Origin of the sequence: Vibrio sp. 16, assembly GCF_963681195.1 — a bacterium.
GTDB classification, from domain to species: domain Bacteria; phylum Pseudomonadota; class Gammaproteobacteria; order Enterobacterales; family Vibrionaceae; genus Vibrio; species Vibrio sinaloensis_D.
This window is the reverse complement of the sequence record NZ_OY808998.1, coordinates 1,049,544-1,072,253: the sequence shown is the minus strand read 5'-3', so window position 1 is coordinate 1,072,253 and position 22,710 is coordinate 1,049,544. Positions and strand designations below refer to the sequence as shown.

Sequence of the window (22,710 nt, the reverse complement as noted above, 5' to 3'; positions counted from 1 at the left end):
CTCAATTCTATAAAGCCATGCAGTTATAGACTGGATTAATATGCATTGATGTGCTTGCTAATACCGTTTAGTATACCGGGCATAATTACTATATATTCCGTATCAATCAGTTGGCACACATGGCGTTACCAAAAATACTTATTCGAACGCTGAGACCGTATATCATTCTTCTTGTTTTAGGGATGATTTATGCGGCTTATCATCAGCTCAATCAATCCGAAAAGAGTGCCTATCAGCAATCTTTTGGCAACTTAAAAACCGCATTTCATCTTATCTCTTCTCAAGTCGAAGCGGCCACAAGTAAACTCTATCTCCTCAATGATACCGACTCACTCAAGGACTTTGATTCAACCGCAAAACGCATCTTGGAGCATTCACCTGCTTACCTAGATATCATCACCGTCGATCATCAAACTGGGCAATATCGTTCGGTGTTACTTAATCCAACTCTGGCCGAGCAAAACACCACTATGGTGTGGAGTCCGCTGAATAAAGTTGACCCTAGATTTACCGTTTCTTCTGTTTATGAAAAGCAGCCAGAGCAATGGGTGTTTGCCGTCAAATATCAACAAAACAACCTCAATGAAATCTGGATTGAGTTTGACCTCAAGTACACCACGCAAAGCCTGCGTGGCCTAAGAACACTTTCCGATGGGTATGTTTTTGTCGTTGATAGCTCAACGGGCAGACTTGTCTTTCACCCAGATCCGCAACGAATCGGCACCCCTTCAGTCAGCTACCATGCGGGCATCAGTGAAATGATCACTAACGGCTTACGTTTTGGTCGGCACGAGTATTACTACAAAGGTCAATTTAAACTCTCTGTATTCGACAGTGATAACCCATACCAATGGGTATTTATCTCTGGTACGGATAGGTCTGATGTTTTGTCCTCTTCGTATCAGTTTTCGCTAACGGCGATAGTGATTGCGTCCCTGTTGTTGCTTGCCGTCGCATTTAACTATCTGACCTATCAACTTAACCAATCTCTGGCCGATCTGAACAACAAGCACGACCTGCCAGATTTTAAGCACCATCTGCGCGCTATCTTGGATCGCTTCTGCCATCATAAGGGGATCCAACTCTGTTTTTATGACTCTGATTACGGTTACTTCAGCACTATCGATTACCATGGAAACAGTCACATCGTTCTGAAAGACAAAGATCTCGCCAATCGGTTTTCACCCAGCTCACTACGCTATACCGCCAAGCGCTACGCCGATCCTTTGGCCAAAAAACTAAAGATCGATGGCCGACATTACACCATCCCCTTGTTCGATAAAGGCAGCTTAATTGCGGTGATTTACATGACGGCAACCTTCCCCACTTACCGAAGTATTTTACGCATGATTCGTGACTACTCAGAAGTGGCGCTTTCTAATCTATTACTGCACAAAAAGCTGCGCAGTAAAGATGTGATGACTCACCTAGATAACAAGCTAACGATCCGTGAAAAAATTGATTCAAACTTGGATAAAGAAGGCATCTACCTAGCGATTCTCGATATCGATCACTTCAAGCGTATCAACGACGTGCACGGGCATCAATGTGGTGATCATGTCATCCTCCATACGGCTGAGTTGATGAAGAAATGTTTCCCTAAACCCGGGGCAATAAGTTTGGCTCGCTATGGCGGCGAAGAGTTTTGTGTCTTGTTTTACGCCAATGATGAAAACGATGCCTATGAACAGTGCGAGCTGTTTAGGCAAGTGGTAGAACAAACCGAGTTAAGCTATGAAGAGATTGAGGTAAGGTACACGGTAAGCATTGGTATTACCTCAGCGCAAGATAGCCAACACACGACGATTGGCCGCGCCGACAAAGCCCTTTATCAAGCGAAAGGACTTGGTCGGAATCAGGTAGTGCTCAACACGTTTCGTGCGTAATAGAAAGGGGAAGTGGCTAAGCACTTCCCTTCTTCGTTTAGTTCACACTGTCAATATCAATCACCATAAAACGAATCTCAGTGCTGGATGTCGCTTCATAAATCACACCAATATCTTCGTTTCCTGAAGCCCCTTTGTCTTGAAGCTGAATGAGATCAGAGTAGGCACTATAGCCATCTCTAAACTGAGTTCTCTGAGTAAAGTTATAGTTGCCAGCACCATCATCTACCGCACTCCAAATCGCAAGGTCATTTCGGTCAGAACTCACGGCTGAATTTCCTTGAGGTCCTGACATCAAGACGCGATTATCTCCATAGCGCAGTAACCCAATATCCACTTGATCTAATTTGAAAAACAAAGCGCCATTTGCCGAGTAACGTTCCTCTTCAATCATCGTCCAGTTAACGCCTCGGTCTGAACTCACAAAGTGATAGCGGTTGAAGTTGCCAGTACCCGTGACCCCATCATTGCGCGCGGACATCAAAAGCCTACCGTCATTTAGCTCAACCATATCTGCTTCACTTGGCTCAAGTGCATACGTTGGTGTTTGATTCCCAGCGTGCCAAGTCACGCCATGATCATCACTGTAAATAGACACGACCGACAACTGAGTAAACGCATCTAATATAATGGCAGGGAAGATCAGTCTACCATTAGTTAACTGAATACCCTGACCTGGCCCAGCATTAATACTCTTCCACCCCGGATCACCACGACCATTTCGTGCACTGGTTTTCGTCCAGCCTTGTTCAGCAGGGTGTTTAATAATGGTTCCGTTGACTCGCTCCATTAAGCTCGCATCAAAATAGAACTGCTGATTGTCTGCAATGGAAAAATCTATCGTGTGATAAGCAGAGGCACCTTTGGTCGATGAACATCCATTCCCCCACGTCACTGTTTTACTAGAATGGCTTTGACCAGACCAATTTGTCGCTACGAGAGTTCCATCGACATAGAAACTAGCCGTGCTACCTTGACCGACAATTTTATAATCGTGGTAGGCGGAGATATCGAAGTCCATTGGAAACTCAAGATTGGCACCGTCAGAGTACAACACGGCTTTTACTGATTTATCAGCATTGACCTGAAGGTCCGCTAAGAAACGTTTACTGCCATTACCGTAGTACTGCACGTTACAAGAACCATCTGCAACACGGGAATTCCAACTCAAACTCCAACCATCACTATTCGCTTGATCGATCTGGGCTTGTGACGGTGTCGCAGACCAAGTTGCACGTCCATCAATACTGTTGGTCCCATTCGCCATCCAGTTAACATCTTTCACTTGATCTAACACATCAATCGCTGCGGACCATGTCTGTCCGTTGTCATCACTGGTTCGATAAAACAATTTGTGTTTAGGATCATCAAACGGAACACAATTTCCGTTTTGGGCACAGTTGTTATCCCACTTAGTGTAGAAAACAAACATTCTCCCAGTCGTCTTATCAACAAATGGGCGAGGATCCGAATAGGCTTCATTAGCCACTTCATGGATAACGGTATAATCACTCCAAGTCACGCCATTGTCAGTGGAACGTCGACTTTTAATGCTAGTCGGATAGCCACTACCGGGATCTTTATTTGAAGCTCGGCCCTCAGCAAAAGCAACTAAAGACCCATCTTGAGCAACAACGATTGATGGTATGCGATAGTGGCTACTTCCACCTTCACCACCTTTGAATACCACTACATCTCGCAAATTAGGTGCAACTGCATGGGCACTCATTGGGGCGATAGCCATCCCAAGCGTTAGTAGTCCTACCGCCAAAAGTCCCTTCTTTTGAAATTGTTCCATTACTGAATGTCCTCTTACTATTTGGTGTTCGACCTGCAAGCCAAAGACAAATAAAGGGTGTAAAAAGCCTCTACACCATTGGAATATGATGCAGAGGAGAATCGTTTGGTCTTTGACTATTCTTTGTGGCGAGAGCGTTATCTATAGGGGGAGGTAACTTATCGCCAAGTTAGTGCGTAACAACTTGATAGAGCTTGTCCTTTACTGCCTTCACCTCCTAATATGTACATTTTATTGTTGCTTGATATCGACACACCATAAGCAACACCTTCAGGTATTGAGGTCGCTTGGTGCCACCTGTTGCCATCGAATCGCCATACTTGATTGTTGTAGTGTTTGGTCAATCCTTGATGGCTGTACCACTGCCCTTTCAGGAAATTTCGTTGACTGCCGATGAAGAACGCCCCACCAGCTGCAATAATCTGGTTATTCACCGTGCCGCAGAAGTGACCGGCTAAGCCTTCATGATTGTTAGCGGCTTGCTGTATTGAAGGTAATTTTGTCGAGCTAACGCTATGTGGTAATTGAAACTCAAATCGCTTGGTCTCTAAGCTTCTAAGCCCGGGTTTAACTTCACCTTCAATAAGCGTAATGCTGCTACCCTGACGCACGATCCCTGCACCACAGTTAGCTGGAAAAATATTGTCCGCGACGATCGACCACTTCTGCAGAGTCGTTTCAAACTGCCAGATGTCTTGATTCCACCCGTAAGCTTCAATCGGACGAGACATAAATTCCGTTAGCATAGCGCGATGTTTTTCTGGTTCAGCCTTCGGATCAATCTGTGAAATTGCCGCAAGAAACGTATCAAATGTCTCTTTACAGTAGCCTCCGAAAAACACCAACCGACCTGGCTCTAGCTCGCATACTGAAGCACCTAAGAAACCCACTGGTGTTTGGGTGGTCAGTTTGTTCCATTTATCGATTTTCTGGTCATAGACATAACCATCATCAAGCACGACTGGCGGCTGTTCTGCACTTAAACATCCCGCTCCAGAGAAAACATACAGTCTGTCATTACTCACTGTGTAAGCCGCGTCATTTCGAGCCACTCCCGGAAACTCTGCAGCGCTTTGCCAGCCATGTTCAGGGCAATCTAAGTCATAGAAAAATAGGCGCTTCCCTGCGCTCCCTAAACCAGCATAGAGTGTGTTGCCGATAACACCTCCTACCCCGTTTTTCACCCCAAATGGCAAGTGTGGAAAATCTTCAATGAGCAACGACATTGTATGAGCTCCTTAATCGTTAATGTCTACTGATGAACCATTCCACGACAGCATATAGACCTTGTTGCTTGCACTGCGGTCGCTCTTTTCACCACCTGCAATCAATACCCCTTTCGACGCATTGAATGACGCGCCATAAGCAAGGCCCTCTGGCAGGTTATTCACTTGTTTCCACAAGCCTTCTTTTTGCACATAAATCTCTGGGTTGAATGCTTTGCTGAGTCCGTCATGAGCGAACATTTTGCCGCTCTCAAATGCAGATCTAGCTCCATGGAAGTTGGCTCCACCAGCAACAATCACCACACCATTACTCTCACCTGCAAACGCCCCTGCGACCCCTTCTTGCACATCTAAAGACTTAGGTGCAGGCAGCGAATGTAAGCTTTGCCACGGTTGCTGTAGGCCAAATTGATAGGTTTTAACCTCTGCTGTTCTTAGACCCGGCTTTATTTCCCCGCTAATCAAAAGCGCCTGTTCACCCTTAGCGACTAGCGCACTACCACAATTTGGTAGGTAAGGTGACTGGCCGAGATCACTCCACTTACCTGTAGCAGGTTGGTAACTTAAAACTTGGCGATTCCATTTATAGTCTGTTGGTTTCATTCCCATGTAGTCATCGACGATTTTCTGCCAAGCTTCTGGCTCCGATTTTTTGTCCGTCGTCAGTACGTCATGAAGGTATTGGTCAAAGTAAGCTTTGTTGTATCCACCGAAAAAGACCACTTGTTTGCCATCCGGCGAGTAGGACGCAGCGCCTAGCAGACCCACGGGAGAAGTCGTATTCGCTTGCTCCCAAGAGTCTGACTCAACGTCATATCGATATACGCTATCAAACAAGATTGGCGCGGCATCAGACGCGTTGATTTTGCCCGAGCCACCAAAGACATAAATTTCGTTGTCAATCACAGATGCCGTTGCCCCATTGCGGGCAGGGCCACTAAAGTCAGCTCGTTTTTGCCAACCTTGAGATAGGTTATTTAGATCAAGCATGTAAAAGTCTTGTCCCGCCGAACCAAGTCCAACGAAGACTTTATTGCCAGCTTGGGCGCTCACGCCACTTTTAATGCCTACAGGAAGATCAGGCCACTCATTGGCAGCCAGTGCGTTAACACTCAACACCAGAGAAGCAGCAAGCAAAGGTGTATGAAGTATTGAGTTTTTGATAGTCATTATTGTTATTTCCTTATTGGGTGACCCTACCACTCATTCGGTCATGGATTGGCGCAGTCATTTTTAATTACGCCTTTGTACAAAATTTATACTAATTATTGATCAATGAAAAAATATTTCTTTGATCAACTTAACAATAAAAAATATTTTCACCATTAAATATAATAAAAGCCCATCATTTTGATGAGCTTTTAATAATGGCTTTTAAATCAATAAAATAGAGTTACTTCATTAATGGCAGAACCACTTCCGCCGTCTCCATTACTGATTCGGTATATTCTGGGTAGCTGTCTAATAAGGTGTTGATCAGGGCATCAACCAATAATAACGCACCAACTTTGGAAGCAAATGCACCGCCAGTCAATGGACCTTCTGGCCTTGCTGCGACCAAGAGTTCATCGGAAATAGCCGATAGTGGGCTGTGACTAATATTCGTCAATGAGACAACCGGAACACCGCGTCGATGGGCTTGTGTCGCCGCGTGGATAACCTCTTTGGTCGAACCTGAGCTCGACACAGAAAACCACATATCACCACTGTCACTGCGGCCTGCACTCATTGCAGCCAAGTGTGTGTCCTCGTACATAATGGCTTTTTTGCCAATACGCACTAAACGGTAAGCTAAGTAGCGCCCAACAATACTTGATGCACCAACACCGACGCAGCCGATGAAACGAGCGTTATGAACCAACTCGCAGATACGTGCCAATGATTTACGGTCAATCAGCTTAGCCGTATCTTGCAGGCTATCTACGGCGCTTTGCGCAGAGATATCGCAAATATCACCTTCAACTGGGGTTTGGTTCTGTGAGGCCGTCTGACTTAAATCAACCGCCAGTGCCATTCTGAAATCAGAATAACCTTTGTAGCCCATATCGCGACATAAACGCACCACCGTGGCTTCACTCGTTTGAGTATTACGAGCAAGATCGGTGATAGTTTGGAACTGAACGTCATGAGCGTTTTCTAGCACGTAGTCAGCAACTAGTCTTAGTTTTTTGCTCAACGGCTCAATATTAGAACGCAATCGAACTAATAGATTTTTAGGCGAATTCACTAGGGCCTCTTTACATTTATTTGGCTGAGCTAAAAGTATCAAACTCAGTCTGCTTTGAACACCAGCATAGGCTTGATAATCACATAAAGTTATTGAAACTAAAAGCTTCAATCATGTTGTTATGTCATCAAGGGAAGGTAAATGCCCTGCATATAAACCTCTGAGAATTAGAAGCATCAATATGAGGGAGGCAAACCTCCCCCTTTGACTTAATTAGAGAAAGTTTGCGTCACGCAGTTTCGCCAACACATCGGCTTTTTGGTTTGCGCTTAGTGCACGGATTGGTTGGCGAGGGTCACCAGCATCAATACCGTGTAATTGCATCGCCACTTTACCTGCGGCAACACCGCCATACTCAACCAACACACGGATAATCGCGATGACTTTGTCCATTAATGCAGCCACTTCATCATGCTTACCTTGATTAAACGCTTCAATGATCTGCAAATAAAGCGGCGCGGCATAGTTATAGGTACTGCCAACCGCCCCAACGGCGCCTACTGCAAGGCCTGCAGGTAGAAACTCATCGACACCGAAAGGAATATCAAACTTGCCACCAGAGACACGCACACATCGTTGGTACTCATATAGATCAGCGTTATTGAACTTAGCACCTGAAAGGTTTGGAATGCGCTGCTCACCTTTGATCAAAAACTGTTCTAGATCGAGATTTACCCCAGACATGCCAGAGTGGTAGTAGTAGAAACCTTTCGATGGCGCGGCAGCCGCAACCTGCGCGCAATATTCGACAAGATCATCAACGCTACCTGGCTTAAAGAAACATGGTCCGATTGCTGACGTCGCTAGAATATCGAGGGTTTCCGCATGCTCAGTTAAGTTCAGCGTATCAACAATACTCAGAGCGCCAGTGTGCAGAATCAAATCAAGCTTTCCATCTGCCACTTTCACCCAGCGCTCGGCTATCGCTTTACGTTCTTCTACCGAACAATGAATCCCTTCTCCAGTGGTACCACATACATACGCCCCCTTTACGCCTTGCTCAATCAGTAGCTCAGCAATTTGATCGATTGCCGCAAAGTTGACTTTGTTGTTTGCGTCAAACGGGGTGTGGGGAGCGGCAATTAGGCCAGTTAACTTATTCATTTTTAATACCTTTAATAATTTTGTTTCTACTGTCCGTAGCCCAAGAAGATTTCAGGAAGCAACAGAGTGAATTGAGGGAAAACGGCAACGAGTGCAAGCACGATAAATAGCGGCACAAGCAATGGAATCACGCCGCGCGTCAACACGTGGAATGGAATGTCACCCACACGTGATACGACGTATAACGCCATGCCCATCGGCGGAGTTAAGATACCGATCATCAGGTTCAAGATAGCCATTACACCAAAGTGAACTGGGTCGATGCCCACCGCACCCGCGACAGGTACTAGGAAAGGAACCAGCAGCAGCAATAGCGCCAATGATTCAATAAAGGTTCCCAAGAACAGTAGCAGTAAGTTGATAAGTAGTAGTAAAACGAGTGGGTTCTCACTGATGGTTAGGAAGTAATCAGCAAGCATTTGTGGCAGCTGTTCACGCGCAACAATCCAACCAAATACCGTTACACCCATCACCATTAACGCAACCACAGCCGTGGTGTTAACCGTTTCTCTTAAAATTTCAACAAAGCCGCTTAGCGTAAGTTGCTTGTACACGACTGTACCTAAGAACAAAGCGTATAGAGAAGAAACGACCGCCGCTTCCGTTGGCGTGAACTTACCTGAGAAGATACCGCCAATAATGATCACAGGCGTCAGCAAAGATAGGAAAGCTTCTTTAAAAGATTTTAACTGCGCTTTACGTGATGCACGCGGCAATGTCATATAGCCACGCTTCTTACAGATAAAGTAGCTCATCGTCATCAGAGCGGCACAACACAATAGCCCAGGAATCGCACCCGCCAAGAATAAAGCACCGATGGACGTATTAGAGACCACACCATAGATGACCAAAGGAATGGAAGGGGGAACCAATGGACCAATAATACAAGAGGCTGCAGTCAAACCACCGGCGAAATCATCGTCATATTTTGCATCACGCATCGACTTAATTTCGAGTTGTCCTAAACCACCCGCATCAGCCAAAGCCGAACCTGACATACCAGAAAACAGTAAGCTCGCCATGATGTTTACGTGACCCAAACTGCCCGTAATATGGCCAACCATAGATTTAGCAAAGTTAAAGATTCGCTCTGTGATGCCTGCGCTATTCATCAAGTGGCCAGTCAACACAAAAAACGGAACCGCTAACAATGTGAAGTTGTCGATACCACCCAGCATTTGTTGAGCAGCAAAGTTAATACCTGTGCTATTGGTAACAAGCAAGAACACCAATGCAACGAAAATCAGCGAAAAGCCTACCGGCATACCTGCAAACAGTAGCCCTAGCCAGCCAAAAATTGAACCTGCCATAAGGATTCCCTACCTCTGTGCCATTTGCGAGTTAGATGCCTGAGCATCTTTAGTGCAACCAAACAGTTGCTTTGAAAGTCCAAACATTTTCTCAAGCTGTCTGAACACCATAAATAGTCCACCTAAAGGCAAGCTATAGTTCATCCAACTGCTTGATACCCCTAAAGTAATCAACTCGAAGAACGCAGTACGCTGAACGTGTTGGTAGCCTAAATAGATGATGGCGATGATAGAAAACAGCACCGCAACTTCTAATGACAGCACTAATGCCAAGCGGGCTTTTTCAGGCAATTTATCTGAGAAAAAAGTGATGTTGACGTGTGTATTGCGCTTAATCGCAATCGCACAACCAATTAACGACATATACATAAACAGAACTCGGGCGAGTTCTTCACTCCAAAGAGAAGGATCATTGAGTAACCAACGGGTACCAATCTGCCAGGTCAGAACCACCAAAAGCACCACCATTAAAGGTACGGTTATGATCTCTTCAATATTTTCAATTATCTTCTTAAACATCTTGAGCTCCATGGCTGGCCAAGTGAGGCCAGCCTGAATAATCGAAATAAACTGTCTCGTTTATTTCCTTACATAGCTGCGAGTTTCTTAACCACAGGCTCGCCGATCTTTTCTTCAAACTCAGCGTACAACGGCTGCATTGCTTCACGGAATGGAGCTAGATCTGGGTAAGTGACATTCACGCCTTGTTTTTCAAAGAATGAAATCAGTTCTGCTTCTTGCTGTTTCACAGATGCAGTGTGCGCAGCACCCGCTTTAGCCACGGCTTTATTAACGATCTCTTTTTCTTCCGCTGAAAGCTTTTGCCACGTCGGCTCAGAAATGATCACCATCTGGTCATTAACGATGTGGTTAGTCATCGCCAAGTTACCTTGAACTTCATAGAACTTCATGGTCTTGATGGTTGGCAACGGGTTCTCTTGGCCATCAACAGCGTTAGTTTGCAGTGCTAGGTAAACTTCAGAGAAAGCCATCGGTGTTGGAGATGCACCTGACAGTTTTGCATAGTTCAGATTTGGCTTAGCGTTTGGCACACGTAATTTAAGACCTTTAAAGTCTTCAATGTTATTTAGAGGGCGGTTAGAAGTGGTTTCACGCGTACCATTGTACCAAGTATCTAGCGCACGCCAGTTAAACTTAGTCAGCATTTCTTCACGAACACCTTGACCAAATTCCGAATCAAACATACGACGTAAGTGATCATAATCGCGGGCAACATAAGGCAGTGTTACCGCTTCGGCACGTGGGATCCAAAGACCCATTCGACCAAATTCAGCGTAAGTGATATCCAAATCACCCATACTCAGTTGCTGAAGCATCGCTCGGTCATCACCTAGCTGAGCACTTGGGTACAGTGCTAGCTTCAACTCGCCATTACTCATCTCTTCAATTGTGTCCGCTAGAAGCTTCGCCGACGTGTATTCGACAGAACCAACAGAAGCTTGCATACCCATTTTTAGCGTGGTTTCAGCGTTAACGGAAACTGCACAACCAAGAGCCAGCATAGCGATAGTAAGTTTGTTGATGGCTTTCATATTATTCCCTTTTATTCGATTTTTACCTTGTTTCACCAATTTCAAAAAAAACTTTTATTTTGTTTGAAAAAAATCTTCGTTATGGATTATTATTGCCGTGAAGATTATTTTCAAACCAACTTTTTGCAAAATGTGATCGCGGACAAAAATTCGCCAACGTTATCAATTGGCAGACTGATTAGACGAATTGTGATGGATCGTTTTCTTCTCATCACTCCGCAACGCAACGCTTAATTTATGAGGCCCGTCGTGAGAACAAAAAATCTAAATATCAATGAGTTAAAATCATCTTTGCTAGGTCAAACTGTGGTTTCTATTCAACCTGTCGTTGGTAGTCCATTAGAAAAAACAGAATTTATCGTCGCGATGGCGCTAGCTGCAGAACAAGCTGGAGCGAAAGCTCTTCGTATTGAAGGTGTCGAAAATGTCGCCGCTGTGGCTGCAGTGGTCAGTGTACCAATTATTGGAATTGTGAAACGTGACTTGCAGGACAGTCCTGTTCGCATCACACCTTTTGCCCGTGATGTTGATAACCTTGCGAATGCGGGAGCCACCATCATTGCTTTTGATGCCACTGATCGTAAGCGTCCAGAAAGCCGCGAACACATTGCTCAAGCGATCAAAAACTCGGGGTGCTTTGCCATGGCAGACAGCTCTTGTTTTGAAGATGGCGAATGGGCCAACTCACAGGGAGTTGAAATTATTGGCTCAACACTATCGGGCTACGTCGGCGATGTAGAGCCCACAGAACCAGATCTGCAATTGGTGAAACAGTTTTCCCAAGCGGGATTCTTTACAATGGCAGAAGGTCGCTACAACACACCCGAACTAGCAGCTCAAGCGATACAAGCAGGCGCAGTGGCGGTTACTGTCGGTTCTGCGATTACTCGCCTAGAAGTGGTCACCAACTGGTTTAATGCAGCGACACAAGCGGTAGGGGAAAAGCAATGCACACACTAGCCATCGACATTGGCGGCACCAAGATAGCCTTAGGCTTAGTCAGAAATGGTCAACTAATTGAACGCACCCAGTTCCCGACACCTAAAGCGCAAAATGCAGAGCAGTTTGCGCAAGTGATTCTCGCGCACGCCGATAAGTGGCTGCCAGAGATAAACAAAATCGGGGTTTCAACAACGGGCTTAATCACCAAAGACGGTATTTCAGCCATCAACCCAGATACCTTAGCTTTTCCAAGCCCTTTCCCACTTGCCCAAGCGCTGGAATCACTGACCAATAAGCCAGTCGCGATGCTCAACGATGCCCAAGCAGCTGCATGGTATGAATTCAAAGCTCTCGGGAGCACAATAGACAACATGGCGTTTATTACCGTCTCAACGGGCGTGGGAGGCGGGGTTGTCATTAATCGCCAATTGCATCAAGGAAATGCAGGTCTAGCAGGCCACATTGGACATACCGTTGTTGAACTTGATGGTCCCAAATGCGGTTGTGGTCAAACAGGGTGTGTTGAAGCTATCGCTTCAGGAACCGCGATTAAAAAGGCCAGTGATGACTATTTCTTCCCGCATATTTCGAACATTGACCTGTTCTCCCTTGCAAGTAAAAGTCAGCATGCAGAGGCCATTATTGCTCGAAGTGCCAACGCTATTGCAGCGCTTTGTTGTAATCTCAAAGCCACATTAGACCTCGACATTATTGTCTTAGGCGGAGGCATCGGCTTGGCAACAGGTTACCTTGACCGAGTCAATAAAGCGATAGCCTCTAGACCAGGAGCATTTCAGGTCTCAGTGGTGGCAGCCAAAGGTGACTACGACGCGTGTCTACTGGGCGCAGCCTATCAATTCAAGGAATAATCTTATGATACTCAACGCCATTTCCGCTCCGCGTATCTTTGATGGACGTCAGTACCACAGCAACTCTGCTCTATTATGGCGCGATAACCATATTGAAGCCATTGTCCCACTCGAAGAGCTTTCGAGTGAGATACCTGTTCAACACTTTAGTGACTCAATAATCTGCCCCGGATTTATCGATATTCAAGTTAATGGCGGCGGAGGGGTGATGTTCAACAACGACACTGCGCCAGCGGCCATGCAAACCATCACCGAGGCGCACAGGAAGCACGGCACAGCCTACTTGCTGCCAACACTGATAAGTGCGACACCAACCAAAATTTCAGAGGCCTTGTTGGCTTGCCAGCAGGCACTCAATGATCGATTACCAGGAGTGCTGGGCATACACTTGGAGGGGCCATGGCTAAATCCGGCCAAAAAAGGCGCGCATGACTCTGCCTTATTCTATTCACCTAGCCTAGAGTCTTTACAGCAGTTACCCTGGCCAGACAAAGGACAGATCTTAATCACTTGTGCCACTGAACGCGTTGATATTGGCGCCCTGTCTTGGCTAGAAGCAAGGGGAGCGATGATTTCGTGCGGGCACTCAAACGCTACTTTTGAGCAACTGCCTGCGGAAAAGCTTAAACATATTGATGGGTTTACTCATTTGTTTAACGCTATGTCACCACTCGAAGGGAGAGCTCCCGGGGCTGTCGGAACAGCGCTGCTCACCGATCATGCTTGGTGTTCCATCATCACTGATGGCATCCATGTTCACCCTCAAAGTGTCTTGCTAGCACATAGAATAAAACCGAAAGGCAAGTTGTTGATAGTCACCGATGCGATGGGCTCGGTGGGCAGTGCCAATGATCAGTTTGAGCTTGATGGTGAGGTTATCTCGGTGGTTAATGGCAAGCTCGTCAATCAAGAAGGTGCACTCGCTGGAGCCCACATAGGGATGGATGAATCCGTGGCCAATGCGATTCAATGGGGTATAGATGAAGCAGAGGTTTTAAAAATGGCTTCAACCTACCCTGCTCAGGCGCTCAAATGTGAGCAGCTTGGTTATCTCAGACCGGGTTTTAAAGCTGCTGCAACTGTCCTATCTAATGAATATCAATCTCGAGCGGTACTCGTCGATGGTAAACTCTACTAACTCAACCAAGGCGTTGCAATAAACGCCTTTTACTATCGAAAAATCAGCCACTTGACCCTAGTGCGTTTTCCCTCAACAATGATTGTAAGATCAAGGAGCGCACTATGTCAGATAAACTATCCACCACCGCCCTAGCCAAATTGCGTCAACAAGATGCGAAAGAACTCTTTACCGAGTTAAAAAATGCTGGCTATATCAACCGAGGTGACGAAGGTTGGGTGCTCACCGAGATTGGGGCTAAGTTTGGCGGTGAGTACATCACGCACGCCAAATTTGGAAAGTTTATTGTTTGGCCACAAAACCTCCTCATCGATCATGCTGCGACCAGTGGTAATACACTCTCTGCTACTCAAATGGGCCAGCGCTTTTCTCTGCCAGCGAAGAAAATCAATCAACTCCTGCAAGAGCTGGGCTGGCTTAGTCGCACTGAACAGGGTTGGCTGGTAACTCAATCAGGTCTTACTGTTGGTGGCCATCAACGAGAAGATAAAGAGACCGGTGCACAATTTGTGGTTTGGCACGATACCATCATTCGTAATAAGCGCTTGAAGCAGTCGGTCGTCGAATTTTCCGGACAAGACGCCGAAACACATGCGACAGACAAATCTTTGTCCAGCTTTAGGCAAAAGTTTGAAGCCAAACATCGCACACTCGATGGCCACTATGTGCGCTCTAAAGGTGAGCTCATCATCGACAACTGGCTCTATATGAACGGCATCGTTCATGCCTACGATCGCCAATTACCTATCGAACAAGACGTATTGAGTGACTTTTACTTGCCGGCAGGAAAAGTGTATCTCCAATATTGGGGAAGTGATTCTGGTGAAATCGATGCAAAGCAACGAGATAAAATAATAGCGTTATACCAAGAGCATGGTTTTGCCCTTATCGAAGTGACTCCTGATGACATAGAGCACCTTGATGAGCGATTGCCAAGTAAATTACGAGAGTTTGGGATTAAAGCCTACTAACGCCACGCTGCTCATAAACTTAACCAAGCGATCAAGAGCATTCGTGATAACGGCACGTACGACAAAATCGCTGCAAAGTACTTCTCATTTGATATTTATGGAGAAGAGCTAAGCAAATAGCCTTCGAGCCGCAAACAAAAAGCCCTCAATAATCTAGTATTGAGGGCTTTTTCTGTTAATGCCTTACTTAGAGTAACGCGCCATTGCCGCTTTCTCTCTAGGCACTACGGTTTTACCAATCGGCGCCAGTGAAATGTAGGCGAGCTTCAAATGCTGAAGTGCGAATGGAATACCGATAATGGTAATAAAACACGCCACTGCCGACATGATATGACCAATCGCCAACCAAATACCTGCCAACAAGAACCAGATCACGTTACCTATTGTGCCTAACGGGCTGGTACCTATGTCCATCTCTTTGGTGAGCTCATCTCGTCCTATCACCTCTTGTCCGAACGGGAAGAAAGAGAAGTTCCCCATCACGAAACACGCTCGTCCCCACGGAATACCAATAATGCTGATGAAACACAACAAGCCGACTAGCCACCAAGCAAGTCCCATGATGACGCCACCACACAAAAACCAAATAATATTACCGAGTACTCTTAACACTTGTTTCTCCTTTGTAGAAAACCTTAGCCGTAGACCTTTTCAAAGTGTTCTACGGTTGGGAAGGGATCATAAAAATGATGTAAAAGTGCCTTCCATTCCTGATATTGCGCGGACTGTCTAAATCCTTGCTCGTGGTCTTCTATTGTTTGCCAATTCACCAACAAAATATAACGGCTCGGGTTTTCAACACACCGTTGCAGTTGGTGTGAAATATAGCCCTTCATGGACGCTATGATCGTTTGCGCTTTGGCAAAGTTTTGCTCGAATTCAGATTCCAAATTCGGCTTCACATCTAATATTGCGACTTCCAGTATCATGTTTTTTCCTTAACCTAAGATGAACAGCGCCCGTTTTACTGAATTAACCCCTGCCATACCGCCGTTGCGCCACTGACCGTACACAGAGCGAGTGCGCCCAAACGTATCTTCTCTTTGGGTAAAGAGTGGGTGGTTAACTGCGCCAGTTTATAACCGACCCAAGAAGCAGGAATCAATGGAATTGAAATCCAAAGGTGATGCCATGTGAGAAACCCTGCGGGCATTTGAATGATCAGCGAGATAATGGAACTAAAGACAAAAAACGCCGACAAATTTCCGCGCAGTTGATTCGCCTCTTGATGCTGTAAAAGCAGTGCCATTGGAGGGCCACCGATGGCTGAACTGGTTCCAAAAAAGCCAGAGAAGAATCCCGCAATGCCCATCCTTGCCGGTGTGGGCTCGATTCGAAATGGCAGTAAGCTGACTGCAACCGCAAACAGCACCAGTAAACCAAGCCATAGCGCCAGCAAGTCGGTAGAGACTAGAACAAGCAGCACCCCACCCGCAACAGACCCGGGAACTCGCCCTATCAAGGCCATTTTTAAGCCACCGATTTCTACGCTAGCGCGGTGTTTTAAGGCATTGAGAATCGAGATGAATAGCGCCACCAAGCAAATCGGCGCGGGAACGTAATCTGGGGACACCAAAATCAGCAAAGGCGCTGCGACAATCGCCAGCCCAAATCCAATCGCTGTTTGCACAAACGATCCTAAGAAGATCAAAAACGCGGCAATCAGAGCCTCTGGCGTTATCCATTCAGTGTACATATTCATCATTTACTACGAGTCAGTGAGAAACTTCATAATAATCTAACGCGATGAAAATGCGACCGTTTTAAATGATTAAAATCTCACTGTTTTTCCGCTGTGTTTTGCCATCGGCGAGTAAACGATGAATCGGGGTCATAAAGCTCAGCTTGCTTGGCCAAATTAAATCGCCTTGAAGGATTGGGATCAGCGCCAACACCCGCTAGATACTGCCAATTTCCCCAGTTTGACGTCACATCATAGTCAATGAGTTGAGTTTCAAAATAAGCCGCTCCACGTCGCCAATCCAAACCTAACTCATGAATCAAACAACTCGCCACCAATTGACGCCCACGGTTAGACATAAAACCTGTCTCGTTGAGCTGATTCATGCAAGAATTGACGATAGCAAAATCTGTCTCACCCTTAACCCAGCGTTGAAACGCTTCATCATCAAAAGGCTTAAGTGCTTGTTTCGATGTCAGTCCAGAAAAATAGAACACCCTTTGCTGATGCTTGCGCCCGTACCAATAGAAGTACTCGCGCCATAACAGCTCAAATATAATCCAGTAGGTCGACTGATTGGCGCCATTGCGTTGCTCATATTGGCGTAACAAAGCGACAATTTGCGCAGGAGAGATGCACCCGAGAGCGAGCCAAGGAGAAAAGTGCGTCGAGCTCGATTCTCCCTCTAAATGGTTGCGAGTCTCTTTGTAGCTACTGGCAAAAGGTTGGGAAAAGTACCAAGTCACGTGTTGGATCGCAGCACGCTCGCCGCCAACAACCCCCGTGGGAGTAGCAATCTCACCGAGACGATACAAAGCGTCTTGAGAAGGATAAAGAAGCTCAAAAATGGGCTCTACTTGTTTGCGAAACTGAGTAAAGGTTGCCGGAAGCTCATCAAGTGGAAACGGCAACTGATCTGAGTGAAAAAGCGTGGTGTTGTCAGACTGAATCACCTCTAGCGTCGGAAATTTCTGCTTGATGACATTGATCATGACGGTCTCATCAAATCCCGCAACCTCGCTGACGTAAAGGTGGCTAACGCCTCGTTGCTCGATTATCTCTGCCACGGCTTTTGTTGTGCCTTGCTCAACGATATTGAGTTCGACGCCCAACGCCGCGAGGCTCTCTGAAAGGTCCTCAACGGACTGGTGTATAAACCGCTCTCTGTGGGTTCCGAGGTTGTGCTCGCCGGAGAAAGCCGCTAGATATTCTGTCACATGAGGTAGGCAATAGACGGCGACTAACTCGTCAACCTCGTTTATTGCGCGGTCGAGTAATGAATTGTTTAAGCGTCTTAAATCGTTGATAAACCAGTATAAGCCAACCGTTGTTTGCACAATAATGCCTCCTCTACGTTGCACGATTATTCGATACGTAGAACAGAGGCATTTAGTTTACCCAGTTATGCGGTTGCTAATCGCTGTACTGGTCTATCGTTAATTGGCAAGTGGATTAGAGCTGCGGCAAACGCCAGAACCACAGTTGACCACCAGATTGGATCGTACGAGCCGTAGTAATCGTAAATACGTCCGCCTGCCCAAGCGCCTAAAAAGCTGCCGACTTGGTGAGTGAAAAACACCAAACCATACAGAGTTGACAGGTACTTGGCACCGAAGATCTGACGAACTAAACCTGATGTTAATGGCACCGTGCCGAGCCAACAGAAACCAATCGCACCGCCAAAAATCGCCGCCGTGTGCTCCGTGACAGGTAAGGTAACAAAAGCACCAATCACAGCCGTACGCACCAAATACAACGCTGACATCACGTGGCGCTTACTGTACTTATCACCCATCACGCCCCAAAAATAAGAGCCAAAGATGTTGAAAATACCGACATACGCGAGTGCCATTGCCGCGGTTTGCGCCGACAAGTTCTTATCCGCTAAGTAGCTTGGTAAATGGGTGGCAATAAACATAACGTGGAAGCCACAAACAAAGAAGCCCGCATGGATTAACCAGTATCCTTTATGGCTAAATGCCTCTTTTAATGCCTGATTAAGTGTTTGTTGTTGCTCCGCAGCTTGCGCTACAGCATTATCTGACGGCTTAGGTGCACGCATAAATAACGCAAAGGCAATCATGGTAGAACAAAGAATCGCAAAGCCCTGCAACGCGCCTTGCCAGCCAAACTCAGATAACATAGTTTGCGCGCCTGGGATCATCGCGAACATACCAAATGACCCAGCTGCAGTCGTCAAACCGAACGCTTTTGCAGCGTGCTCTGCCGGAACCACTTTCGCCACCGCACCCAACACAATCACATAACTTGTGGCACTTAAACCAAGACCAACTAATACCCCCAGTGACAGGTAAAGCATGCTTGGCTCTACCGCAATAGAGGTTAGGTACAAACCTAAACCATATGCGATAGCACCCAAAATGATGATCCGTTTCGCGCCAAACCGGTCTGCAGCCATACCAACAAAGGGCTGAAACACACCGAACAACAGGTTTTGCAGGGCAATCGCAAAGCTGAAAAACTCGCGCCCGGTTTGAAAGTGTTCAGATATTGGCATCATAAAAATGCCAAAAGATTGTCTGATACCCAGACAGGTAATTAAGATGGCGATCCCTAGCCACACAATGATTGGAAATCGAAAAATGCTCATCGCATAACCTTAGTGATGATGGTGGTGAGAATGATCATGGCCTTCACCTGTTGTCTGGTGACAGCCGCTATTAATCGCTTGCTGAGCCAATAACGCCAATAGTTTGGGAGAGTTATGGACAGCAACAAGAGAAAGCACTAGCAGTAAAGTCATTCTCATTAGCTGAGCAAAAAGTGATTGAGAAAACATAGTTCTAAATCTCAGCATGGGTTTCAAAAGAGCGCGAAGTGTAGAGATCCGCGCGCAATGACTCAAATGACATTTAAACAAGGAGACTATGCATTTTGTGCATACAGTGACTTCTCCAGCTCAAATCCTTCATCGAGCCAACCTGTCACGCCACCAATCATTTTCTTTACGGGTCGACCTAATTTGGCCAAGCGAATGGCTGCTTTCTCTGTCCCGTTACAGTGGGGGCCTGCGCAATAGACGACAAACAAGGTCTCCTGCGGGAAGTCAGCTAATCGCTTTTCATTGAGCCGCGGATGAGGAATATTAATTGCGCCGTGAATGTGCCCCTCTTCATACAGCGCTTCACCTCGTACATCAACCAGTACAAAGTCTTGCAAATCATTGGTTAGCGCGTGGTGCACATCCCAACAATCGGTTTCAAACTTCATTAGTGCTTCAAAATGTGCCAATGCCTCTTCACTGCTTGCCGCTGCGACGCGCGATACTGCACTTGCCATGTTCTTTCTCCCTGTTTGTTTGAACGCTTACCATTATGCGAACAAAACTTAGCCACAAAAATTGGCTTATAAGACAAGCTTCGTTAATATTAAGCCAAACCATTTGTTCACCAAGGATTGGAAAATGAATCGTGTAGCCATACTTGCCCACTCGCATGTCACCTTATTTGAGATGTCCTGCGCCATTGAGTTATTTGCTTTGCCACGACCTGAGTTCGACGCTTGGTACCAGACTGATGTAATTAATCTCGAAGGGACAAGCATCAATACCACGGGCGGCATAGCCTTAACCGCTCAGCACTCAGAAGATTTAACCCGCTACGACACCCTGATTATTCCTGGTTGGCCGACTTGGGATTTCACCATTCCCACGATTATTGAGCAGCAAGTGAGCCTGTTTGCTCAGCAAGGGAAACGTATTTTAACCCTCTGCTCCGGCGCATTTTTATTGGCGAAACTTGGACTTCTTGACGGGAAAAACGCGACCACACATTGGATGTATGAGCAAAAGTTTCGCACTCAGTTTCCAAACGTCGACTATCAGCCAGACGTTTTGTATGTGTTTGACGGCAATCTCGGCTGCTCAGCAGGCAGTGCAGCTGCGTTAGATTTAGGGCTGGCAGTCATTCGCCACGACTTTGGCTACTCAGTCGCGAACCAAGTGGCAAAAAGGTTGGTGGTTTCGGGGCATCGCTCTGGCGGCCAAGCTCAGTTTGTCGAAACGCCTTTGCTTGAAGTTCCCAACCAGTTTTCCCAGACCTTAGATTGGGCGAAAAGTAACTTAGATAAAGTGATTCAAATCGACACCTTAGCCAGTAAAGCCAATATGTCGCGCAGAACCTTTGATCGCAAATTTCGCAGCAGCTTCAATATGTCGCCCAAGGAATGGTTAACCCAGCAGCGAATTGAAAGGGCAAAAGCATTATTGGAACAAGAATCGACCTCGGTGGAGCGATTGGCTATTCTGGCAGGCTTCGACAATGCCACAACCATGCGGCACCACTTTCGCCGTTTGGTCGGCGTTTCACCGCAGCAATATCGCTCACAATTCAATGCTGGCTAATATTTCACTTGATGCAAATCAACCGTATAGCGTTTATACCCATTAGTGCGATGTGAAAATGACATCCGCTTGATAGCATGCTCGCACCCAAGACCAAACGGATCACACGCGAATGCATCAACACATGAGCCAAGTGCTGCTTGATATCGCCCTCAACCTTACTTCGAATCAAAATAGCGACGCACAATATCAGCATTTGATCGATGGCATCGATCAGGTTTTTCCTTGTGATGCGAGCGCATTATTCATCTTTGATCAAGATGGTTTCTTAGTACCTGTCGCTGTAAAAGGACTCTCGAACAGTGTTCTTGGGCGTCGTTTCTTCCCTAAGGCGCACCCTCGTTTAGAAGCAATTATGCAAAGCAAACAGCCGGTGCGTTTTGATGCAAACTGCCCCCTACCCGATCCATTTAGTGGCGTATTACTGAGCGAAGAAGCCGAGCTTGATGTGCATGACTGTTTGGGTCGTAGTTTGCATGTTGATGGGCAACTGGTTGGCTTGCTCACCTTAGATTCAATGACAGTCGGCGCCTTTGATGCCATTGAGTCAGTTACCATTGAAACCTTCGCTGCCCTTGCCGCTGCTACCCTGCGTAATATTGGCCAAATCAAAGCACTCAAAGCGCAAAACAAGAAACAAAAGCACGTCACAGAAACCTTAATCCAGCAGGCACGCTCCAAAGAAGGAGAGCTAGTCGGGTTAAGCCCTCAGGTCAATCAATTACGCAGCAACATCGCGACGGTAGCCAAATCGGATTATGCCGTGCTGATCACCGGAGAAACTGGCGTAGGCAAAGAGCTTGTGGCTCACAGTGTGCATGCCCAATCTCATCGCAGCGATAAGCCGATGATTTACGTTAACTGCGCAGCACTACCAGAAGGTTTGGCAGAGAGCGAGCTGTTTGGTCATGTGAAAGGCGCATTTACTGGAGCAAACCATTCGCGAGCAGGTAAATTTGAACTGGCTGATGGGGGCACCATTTTCTTAGATGAGCTAGGCGAGCTACCTTTGCTGCTACAAGCCAAGCTATTACGAGTGATTCAGCAAGGTGAACTGCAACGAGTTGGCAGCGATAAGCATTTGTTGGTCAACGTTCGAATCATCGCGGCAACCAACCGAAATCTAGAACAAGAAGTCGCGGCGGGTCAGTTTCGAGCCGATTTATACCACCGCCTCAATGTCTTCCCGATTTCGGTGCCACCACTACGTAAACGCGAGGGAGACATTCCTGTCCTGTCAGGCTATCTGTTAGAAAAGGTTCGCAACCAGTTCAACATTCCTAACCTGCACCTTCACCCAAAAGCCCTCGCCCAACTAGAGCGTCAGCCTTGGCCGGGTAATGTGCGTGAGTTAGAACACACTCTGACACGCTCAGCGTTACGGGCGATTCAACAGAACGAAACAATCATTCAGCCACGGCATTTCGATAGTGATTTACGCCCTTCTGACGCCCAAAGCACATCAAAGTATTTCCCACAACAAAGCGCTGGTCTTCGTTCTTTGGTGGAAGAGTATCAACGAGATCTGATTGTTCATGCTTATGAAAAATCCGAGCAAACATGGTCAAAAACCGCGGAATTTTTGCAAATGGACCGCGGTAATTTGTACCGAATGGCGAAAAAACTCAAGGTGGTGGGCTAG

Annotated in this window: 22 protein-coding genes and 1 pseudogene; 8 read left to right on the top strand and 15 right to left on the bottom strand. The window is 46.5% G+C overall.

What is annotated here, in order from left to right; all coding sequences use genetic code 11:
* Positions 1 to 119: 119 nt before the first annotated feature.
* Complete coding sequence (locus U9J37_RS19160; protein ID WP_005470025.1) at positions 120 to 1,886, top strand: sensor domain-containing diguanylate cyclase; 1,767 nt, start codon at positions 120 to 122, stop codon at positions 1,884 to 1,886.
* A 37-nt stretch (positions 1,887 to 1,923) separates the two neighbouring features.
* Here the strand turns inward: U9J37_RS19160 and U9J37_RS19155 are convergent, their stop codons facing one another.
* The 8 genes from U9J37_RS19155 to U9J37_RS19120 form a co-directional block, all read right to left on the bottom strand.
* Positions 1,924 to 3,684 (bottom strand): exo-alpha-sialidase, encoded by a 1,761-nt coding sequence (locus U9J37_RS19155; protein ID WP_198135476.1) that lies wholly within the window; start codon positions 3,682 to 3,684, stop codon positions 1,924 to 1,926.
* Positions 3,685 to 3,842: 158 nt separating this feature from the next.
* On the bottom strand, positions 3,843 to 4,910 hold the full coding sequence (locus U9J37_RS19150; protein ID WP_005470006.1) for a YjhT family mutarotase: 1,068 nt from the start codon (positions 4,908 to 4,910) through the stop codon (positions 3,843 to 3,845).
* Between the two features lie 12 nt (positions 4,911 to 4,922).
* Positions 4,923 to 6,080: an N-acetylneuraminate epimerase gene (locus U9J37_RS19145; RefSeq protein WP_005470278.1), complete on the bottom strand. Its 1,158-nt coding sequence runs from the start codon at positions 6,078 to 6,080 to the stop codon at positions 4,923 to 4,925.
* Positions 6,081 to 6,303: 223 nt separating this feature from the next.
* Positions 6,304 to 7,137 (bottom strand): MurR/RpiR family transcriptional regulator, encoded by an 834-nt coding sequence (locus U9J37_RS19140; protein WP_039477473.1) that lies wholly within the window; start codon positions 7,135 to 7,137, stop codon positions 6,304 to 6,306.
* Positions 7,138 to 7,350: 213 nt separating this feature from the next.
* Positions 7,351 to 8,241, bottom strand: a complete 891-nt coding sequence (locus tag U9J37_RS19135) for a dihydrodipicolinate synthase family protein (protein WP_005470285.1) — start codon at positions 8,239 to 8,241, stop codon at positions 7,351 to 7,353.
* 26 nt (positions 8,242 to 8,267) lie between these two features.
* Positions 8,268 to 9,551: a sialic acid TRAP transporter large permease SiaM gene (gene siaM / locus U9J37_RS19130; protein ID WP_005470240.1), complete on the bottom strand. Its 1,284-nt coding sequence runs from the start codon at positions 9,549 to 9,551 to the stop codon at positions 8,268 to 8,270.
* Between the two features lie 9 nt (positions 9,552 to 9,560).
* Positions 9,561 to 10,070, bottom strand: a complete 510-nt coding sequence (locus U9J37_RS19125) for a TRAP transporter small permease (RefSeq protein WP_038135089.1) — start codon at positions 10,068 to 10,070, stop codon at positions 9,561 to 9,563.
* 68 nt (positions 10,071 to 10,138) lie between these two features.
* Entirely contained in the window at positions 10,139 to 11,104 is a 966-nt protein-coding gene (locus tag U9J37_RS19120) for a sialic acid TRAP transporter substrate-binding protein SiaP (RefSeq protein WP_005470064.1), read from the bottom strand.
* Positions 11,105 to 11,341: 237 nt separating this feature from the next.
* Here U9J37_RS19120 and U9J37_RS19115 point away from each other — a divergent pair, with 237 nt between their 5' ends.
* The 5 genes and pseudogenes from U9J37_RS19115 to U9J37_RS19095 form a co-directional block, all read left to right on the top strand.
* Entirely contained in the window at positions 11,342 to 12,064 is a 723-nt protein-coding gene (locus tag U9J37_RS19115) for a putative N-acetylmannosamine-6-phosphate 2-epimerase (RefSeq protein ID WP_086028683.1), read from the top strand.
* Positions 12,052 to 12,915 (top strand): N-acetylmannosamine kinase, encoded by an 864-nt coding sequence (locus U9J37_RS19110; protein ID WP_005470152.1) that lies wholly within the window; start codon positions 12,052 to 12,054, stop codon positions 12,913 to 12,915. The genes U9J37_RS19115 and U9J37_RS19110 overlap by 13 nt, the downstream gene beginning before the upstream one ends.
* A 4-nt stretch (positions 12,916 to 12,919) precedes the next feature.
* Complete coding sequence (gene nagA, locus U9J37_RS19105; protein WP_005470299.1) at positions 12,920 to 14,053, top strand: N-acetylglucosamine-6-phosphate deacetylase; 1,134 nt, start codon at positions 12,920 to 12,922, stop codon at positions 14,051 to 14,053.
* Positions 14,054 to 14,157: 104 nt separating this feature from the next.
* Positions 14,158 to 15,024 carry a hypothetical protein gene (locus U9J37_RS19100; protein ID WP_005470295.1) on the top strand — a complete coding sequence of 289 codons (867 nt, stop codon included), beginning with the start codon at positions 14,158 to 14,160 and terminating at the stop codon, positions 15,022 to 15,024.
* A gap of 9 nt (positions 15,025 to 15,033) precedes the next feature.
* Positions 15,034 to 15,144 (top strand): annotated as a pseudogene (locus tag U9J37_RS19095) (ABC transporter substrate-binding protein); the annotation flags it as partial.
* A 63-nt stretch (positions 15,145 to 15,207) separates the two neighbouring features.
* Here U9J37_RS19095 and U9J37_RS19090 read toward each other — a convergent pair.
* The 7 genes from U9J37_RS19090 to U9J37_RS19060 all read right to left on the bottom strand — a co-directional run bounded on the left by U9J37_RS19090 (position 15,208) and on the right by U9J37_RS19060 (position 20,005).
* Positions 15,208 to 15,636 carry a YccF domain-containing protein gene (locus U9J37_RS19090; protein ID WP_005470055.1) on the bottom strand — a complete coding sequence of 143 codons (429 nt, stop codon included), beginning with the start codon at positions 15,634 to 15,636 and terminating at the stop codon, positions 15,208 to 15,210.
* Between the two features lie 23 nt (positions 15,637 to 15,659).
* On the bottom strand, positions 15,660 to 15,953 hold the full coding sequence (locus tag U9J37_RS19085) for an antibiotic biosynthesis monooxygenase family protein (RefSeq protein ID WP_005470239.1): 294 nt from the start codon (positions 15,951 to 15,953) through the stop codon (positions 15,660 to 15,662).
* Between the two features lie 35 nt (positions 15,954 to 15,988).
* Positions 15,989 to 16,720, bottom strand: coding sequence for a sulfite exporter TauE/SafE family protein (locus U9J37_RS19080; RefSeq protein ID WP_043886579.1), 732 nt, complete (start codon positions 16,718 to 16,720; stop codon positions 15,989 to 15,991).
* Between the two features lie 83 nt (positions 16,721 to 16,803).
* A complete protein-coding gene (locus U9J37_RS19075; protein ID WP_322414053.1) occupies positions 16,804 to 18,066 on the bottom strand; it encodes a DASH family cryptochrome in 1,263 nt (420 codons plus the stop codon).
* 41 nt (positions 18,067 to 18,107) lie between these two features.
* Positions 18,108 to 19,316 (bottom strand): MFS transporter, encoded by a 1,209-nt coding sequence (locus tag U9J37_RS19070; protein ID WP_005470070.1) that lies wholly within the window; start codon positions 19,314 to 19,316, stop codon positions 18,108 to 18,110.
* Positions 19,317 to 19,325: 9 nt separating this feature from the next.
* Entirely contained in the window at positions 19,326 to 19,505 is a 180-nt protein-coding gene (locus U9J37_RS19065) for a hypothetical protein (RefSeq protein ID WP_005470166.1), read from the bottom strand.
* Positions 19,506 to 19,591: 86 nt separating this feature from the next.
* On the bottom strand, positions 19,592 to 20,005 hold the full coding sequence (locus U9J37_RS19060; protein WP_005470237.1) for a rhodanese-like domain-containing protein: 414 nt from the start codon (positions 20,003 to 20,005) through the stop codon (positions 19,592 to 19,594).
* 124 nt (positions 20,006 to 20,129) lie between these two features.
* Here U9J37_RS19060 and U9J37_RS19055 point away from each other — a divergent pair, with 124 nt between their 5' ends.
* Both U9J37_RS19055 and norR read left to right on the top strand, forming a co-directional pair.
* Complete coding sequence (locus U9J37_RS19055; protein WP_043886580.1) at positions 20,130 to 21,068, top strand: helix-turn-helix domain-containing protein; 939 nt, start codon at positions 20,130 to 20,132, stop codon at positions 21,066 to 21,068.
* Positions 21,069 to 21,180: 112 nt separating this feature from the next.
* The gene (gene norR / locus U9J37_RS19050) at positions 21,181 to 22,710 is read left to right on the top strand and encodes a nitric oxide reductase transcriptional regulator NorR (RefSeq protein WP_005470087.1); all 1,530 of its coding nucleotides are present in this window, start codon (positions 21,181 to 21,183) and stop codon (positions 22,708 to 22,710) included.

Coding starts and splice junctions, on each gene's coding strand:
- U9J37_RS19160 (WP_005470025.1), top strand. CDS start 120: ATGGCGTTACCAAAAATACTTATTCGAACGCTGAGACCGTATATCATT.
- U9J37_RS19155 (WP_198135476.1), bottom strand. CDS start 3,684: ATGGAACAATTTCAAAAGAAGGGACTTTTGGCGGTAGGACTACTAACG.
- U9J37_RS19150 (WP_005470006.1), bottom strand. CDS start 4,910: ATGTCGTTGCTCATTGAAGATTTTCCACACTTGCCATTTGGGGTGAAA.
- U9J37_RS19145 (WP_005470278.1), bottom strand. CDS start 6,080: ATGACTATCAAAAACTCAATACTTCATACACCTTTGCTTGCTGCTTCT.
- U9J37_RS19135 (WP_005470285.1), bottom strand. CDS start 8,241: ATGAATAAGTTAACTGGCCTAATTGCCGCTCCCCACACCCCGTTTGAC.
- siaM (WP_005470240.1), bottom strand. CDS start 9,551: ATGGCAGGTTCAATTTTTGGCTGGCTAGGGCTACTGTTTGCAGGTATG.
- U9J37_RS19125 (WP_038135089.1), bottom strand. CDS start 10,070: ATGTTTAAGAAGATAATTGAAAATATTGAAGAGATCATAACCGTACCT.
- U9J37_RS19120 (WP_005470064.1), bottom strand. CDS start 11,104: ATGAAAGCCATCAACAAACTTACTATCGCTATGCTGGCTCTTGGTTGT.
- U9J37_RS19115 (WP_086028683.1), top strand. CDS start 11,342: ATGAGGCCCGTCGTGAGAACAAAAAATCTAAATATCAATGAGTTAAAA.
- U9J37_RS19110 (WP_005470152.1), top strand. CDS start 12,052: ATGCACACACTAGCCATCGACATTGGCGGCACCAAGATAGCCTTAGGC.
- nagA (WP_005470299.1), top strand. CDS start 12,920: ATGATACTCAACGCCATTTCCGCTCCGCGTATCTTTGATGGACGTCAG.
- U9J37_RS19100 (WP_005470295.1), top strand. CDS start 14,158: ATGTCAGATAAACTATCCACCACCGCCCTAGCCAAATTGCGTCAACAA.
- U9J37_RS19085 (WP_005470239.1), bottom strand. CDS start 15,953: ATGATACTGGAAGTCGCAATATTAGATGTGAAGCCGAATTTGGAATCT.
- U9J37_RS19080 (WP_043886579.1), bottom strand. CDS start 16,720: ATGTACACTGAATGGATAACGCCAGAGGCTCTGATTGCCGCGTTTTTG.
- U9J37_RS19070 (WP_005470070.1), bottom strand. CDS start 19,316: ATGAGCATTTTTCGATTTCCAATCATTGTGTGGCTAGGGATCGCCATC.
- U9J37_RS19065 (WP_005470166.1), bottom strand. CDS start 19,505: ATGTTTTCTCAATCACTTTTTGCTCAGCTAATGAGAATGACTTTACTG.
- U9J37_RS19060 (WP_005470237.1), bottom strand. CDS start 20,005: ATGGCAAGTGCAGTATCGCGCGTCGCAGCGGCAAGCAGTGAAGAGGCA.
- U9J37_RS19055 (WP_043886580.1), top strand. CDS start 20,130: ATGAATCGTGTAGCCATACTTGCCCACTCGCATGTCACCTTATTTGAG.
- norR (WP_005470087.1), top strand. CDS start 21,181: ATGCATCAACACATGAGCCAAGTGCTGCTTGATATCGCCCTCAACCTT.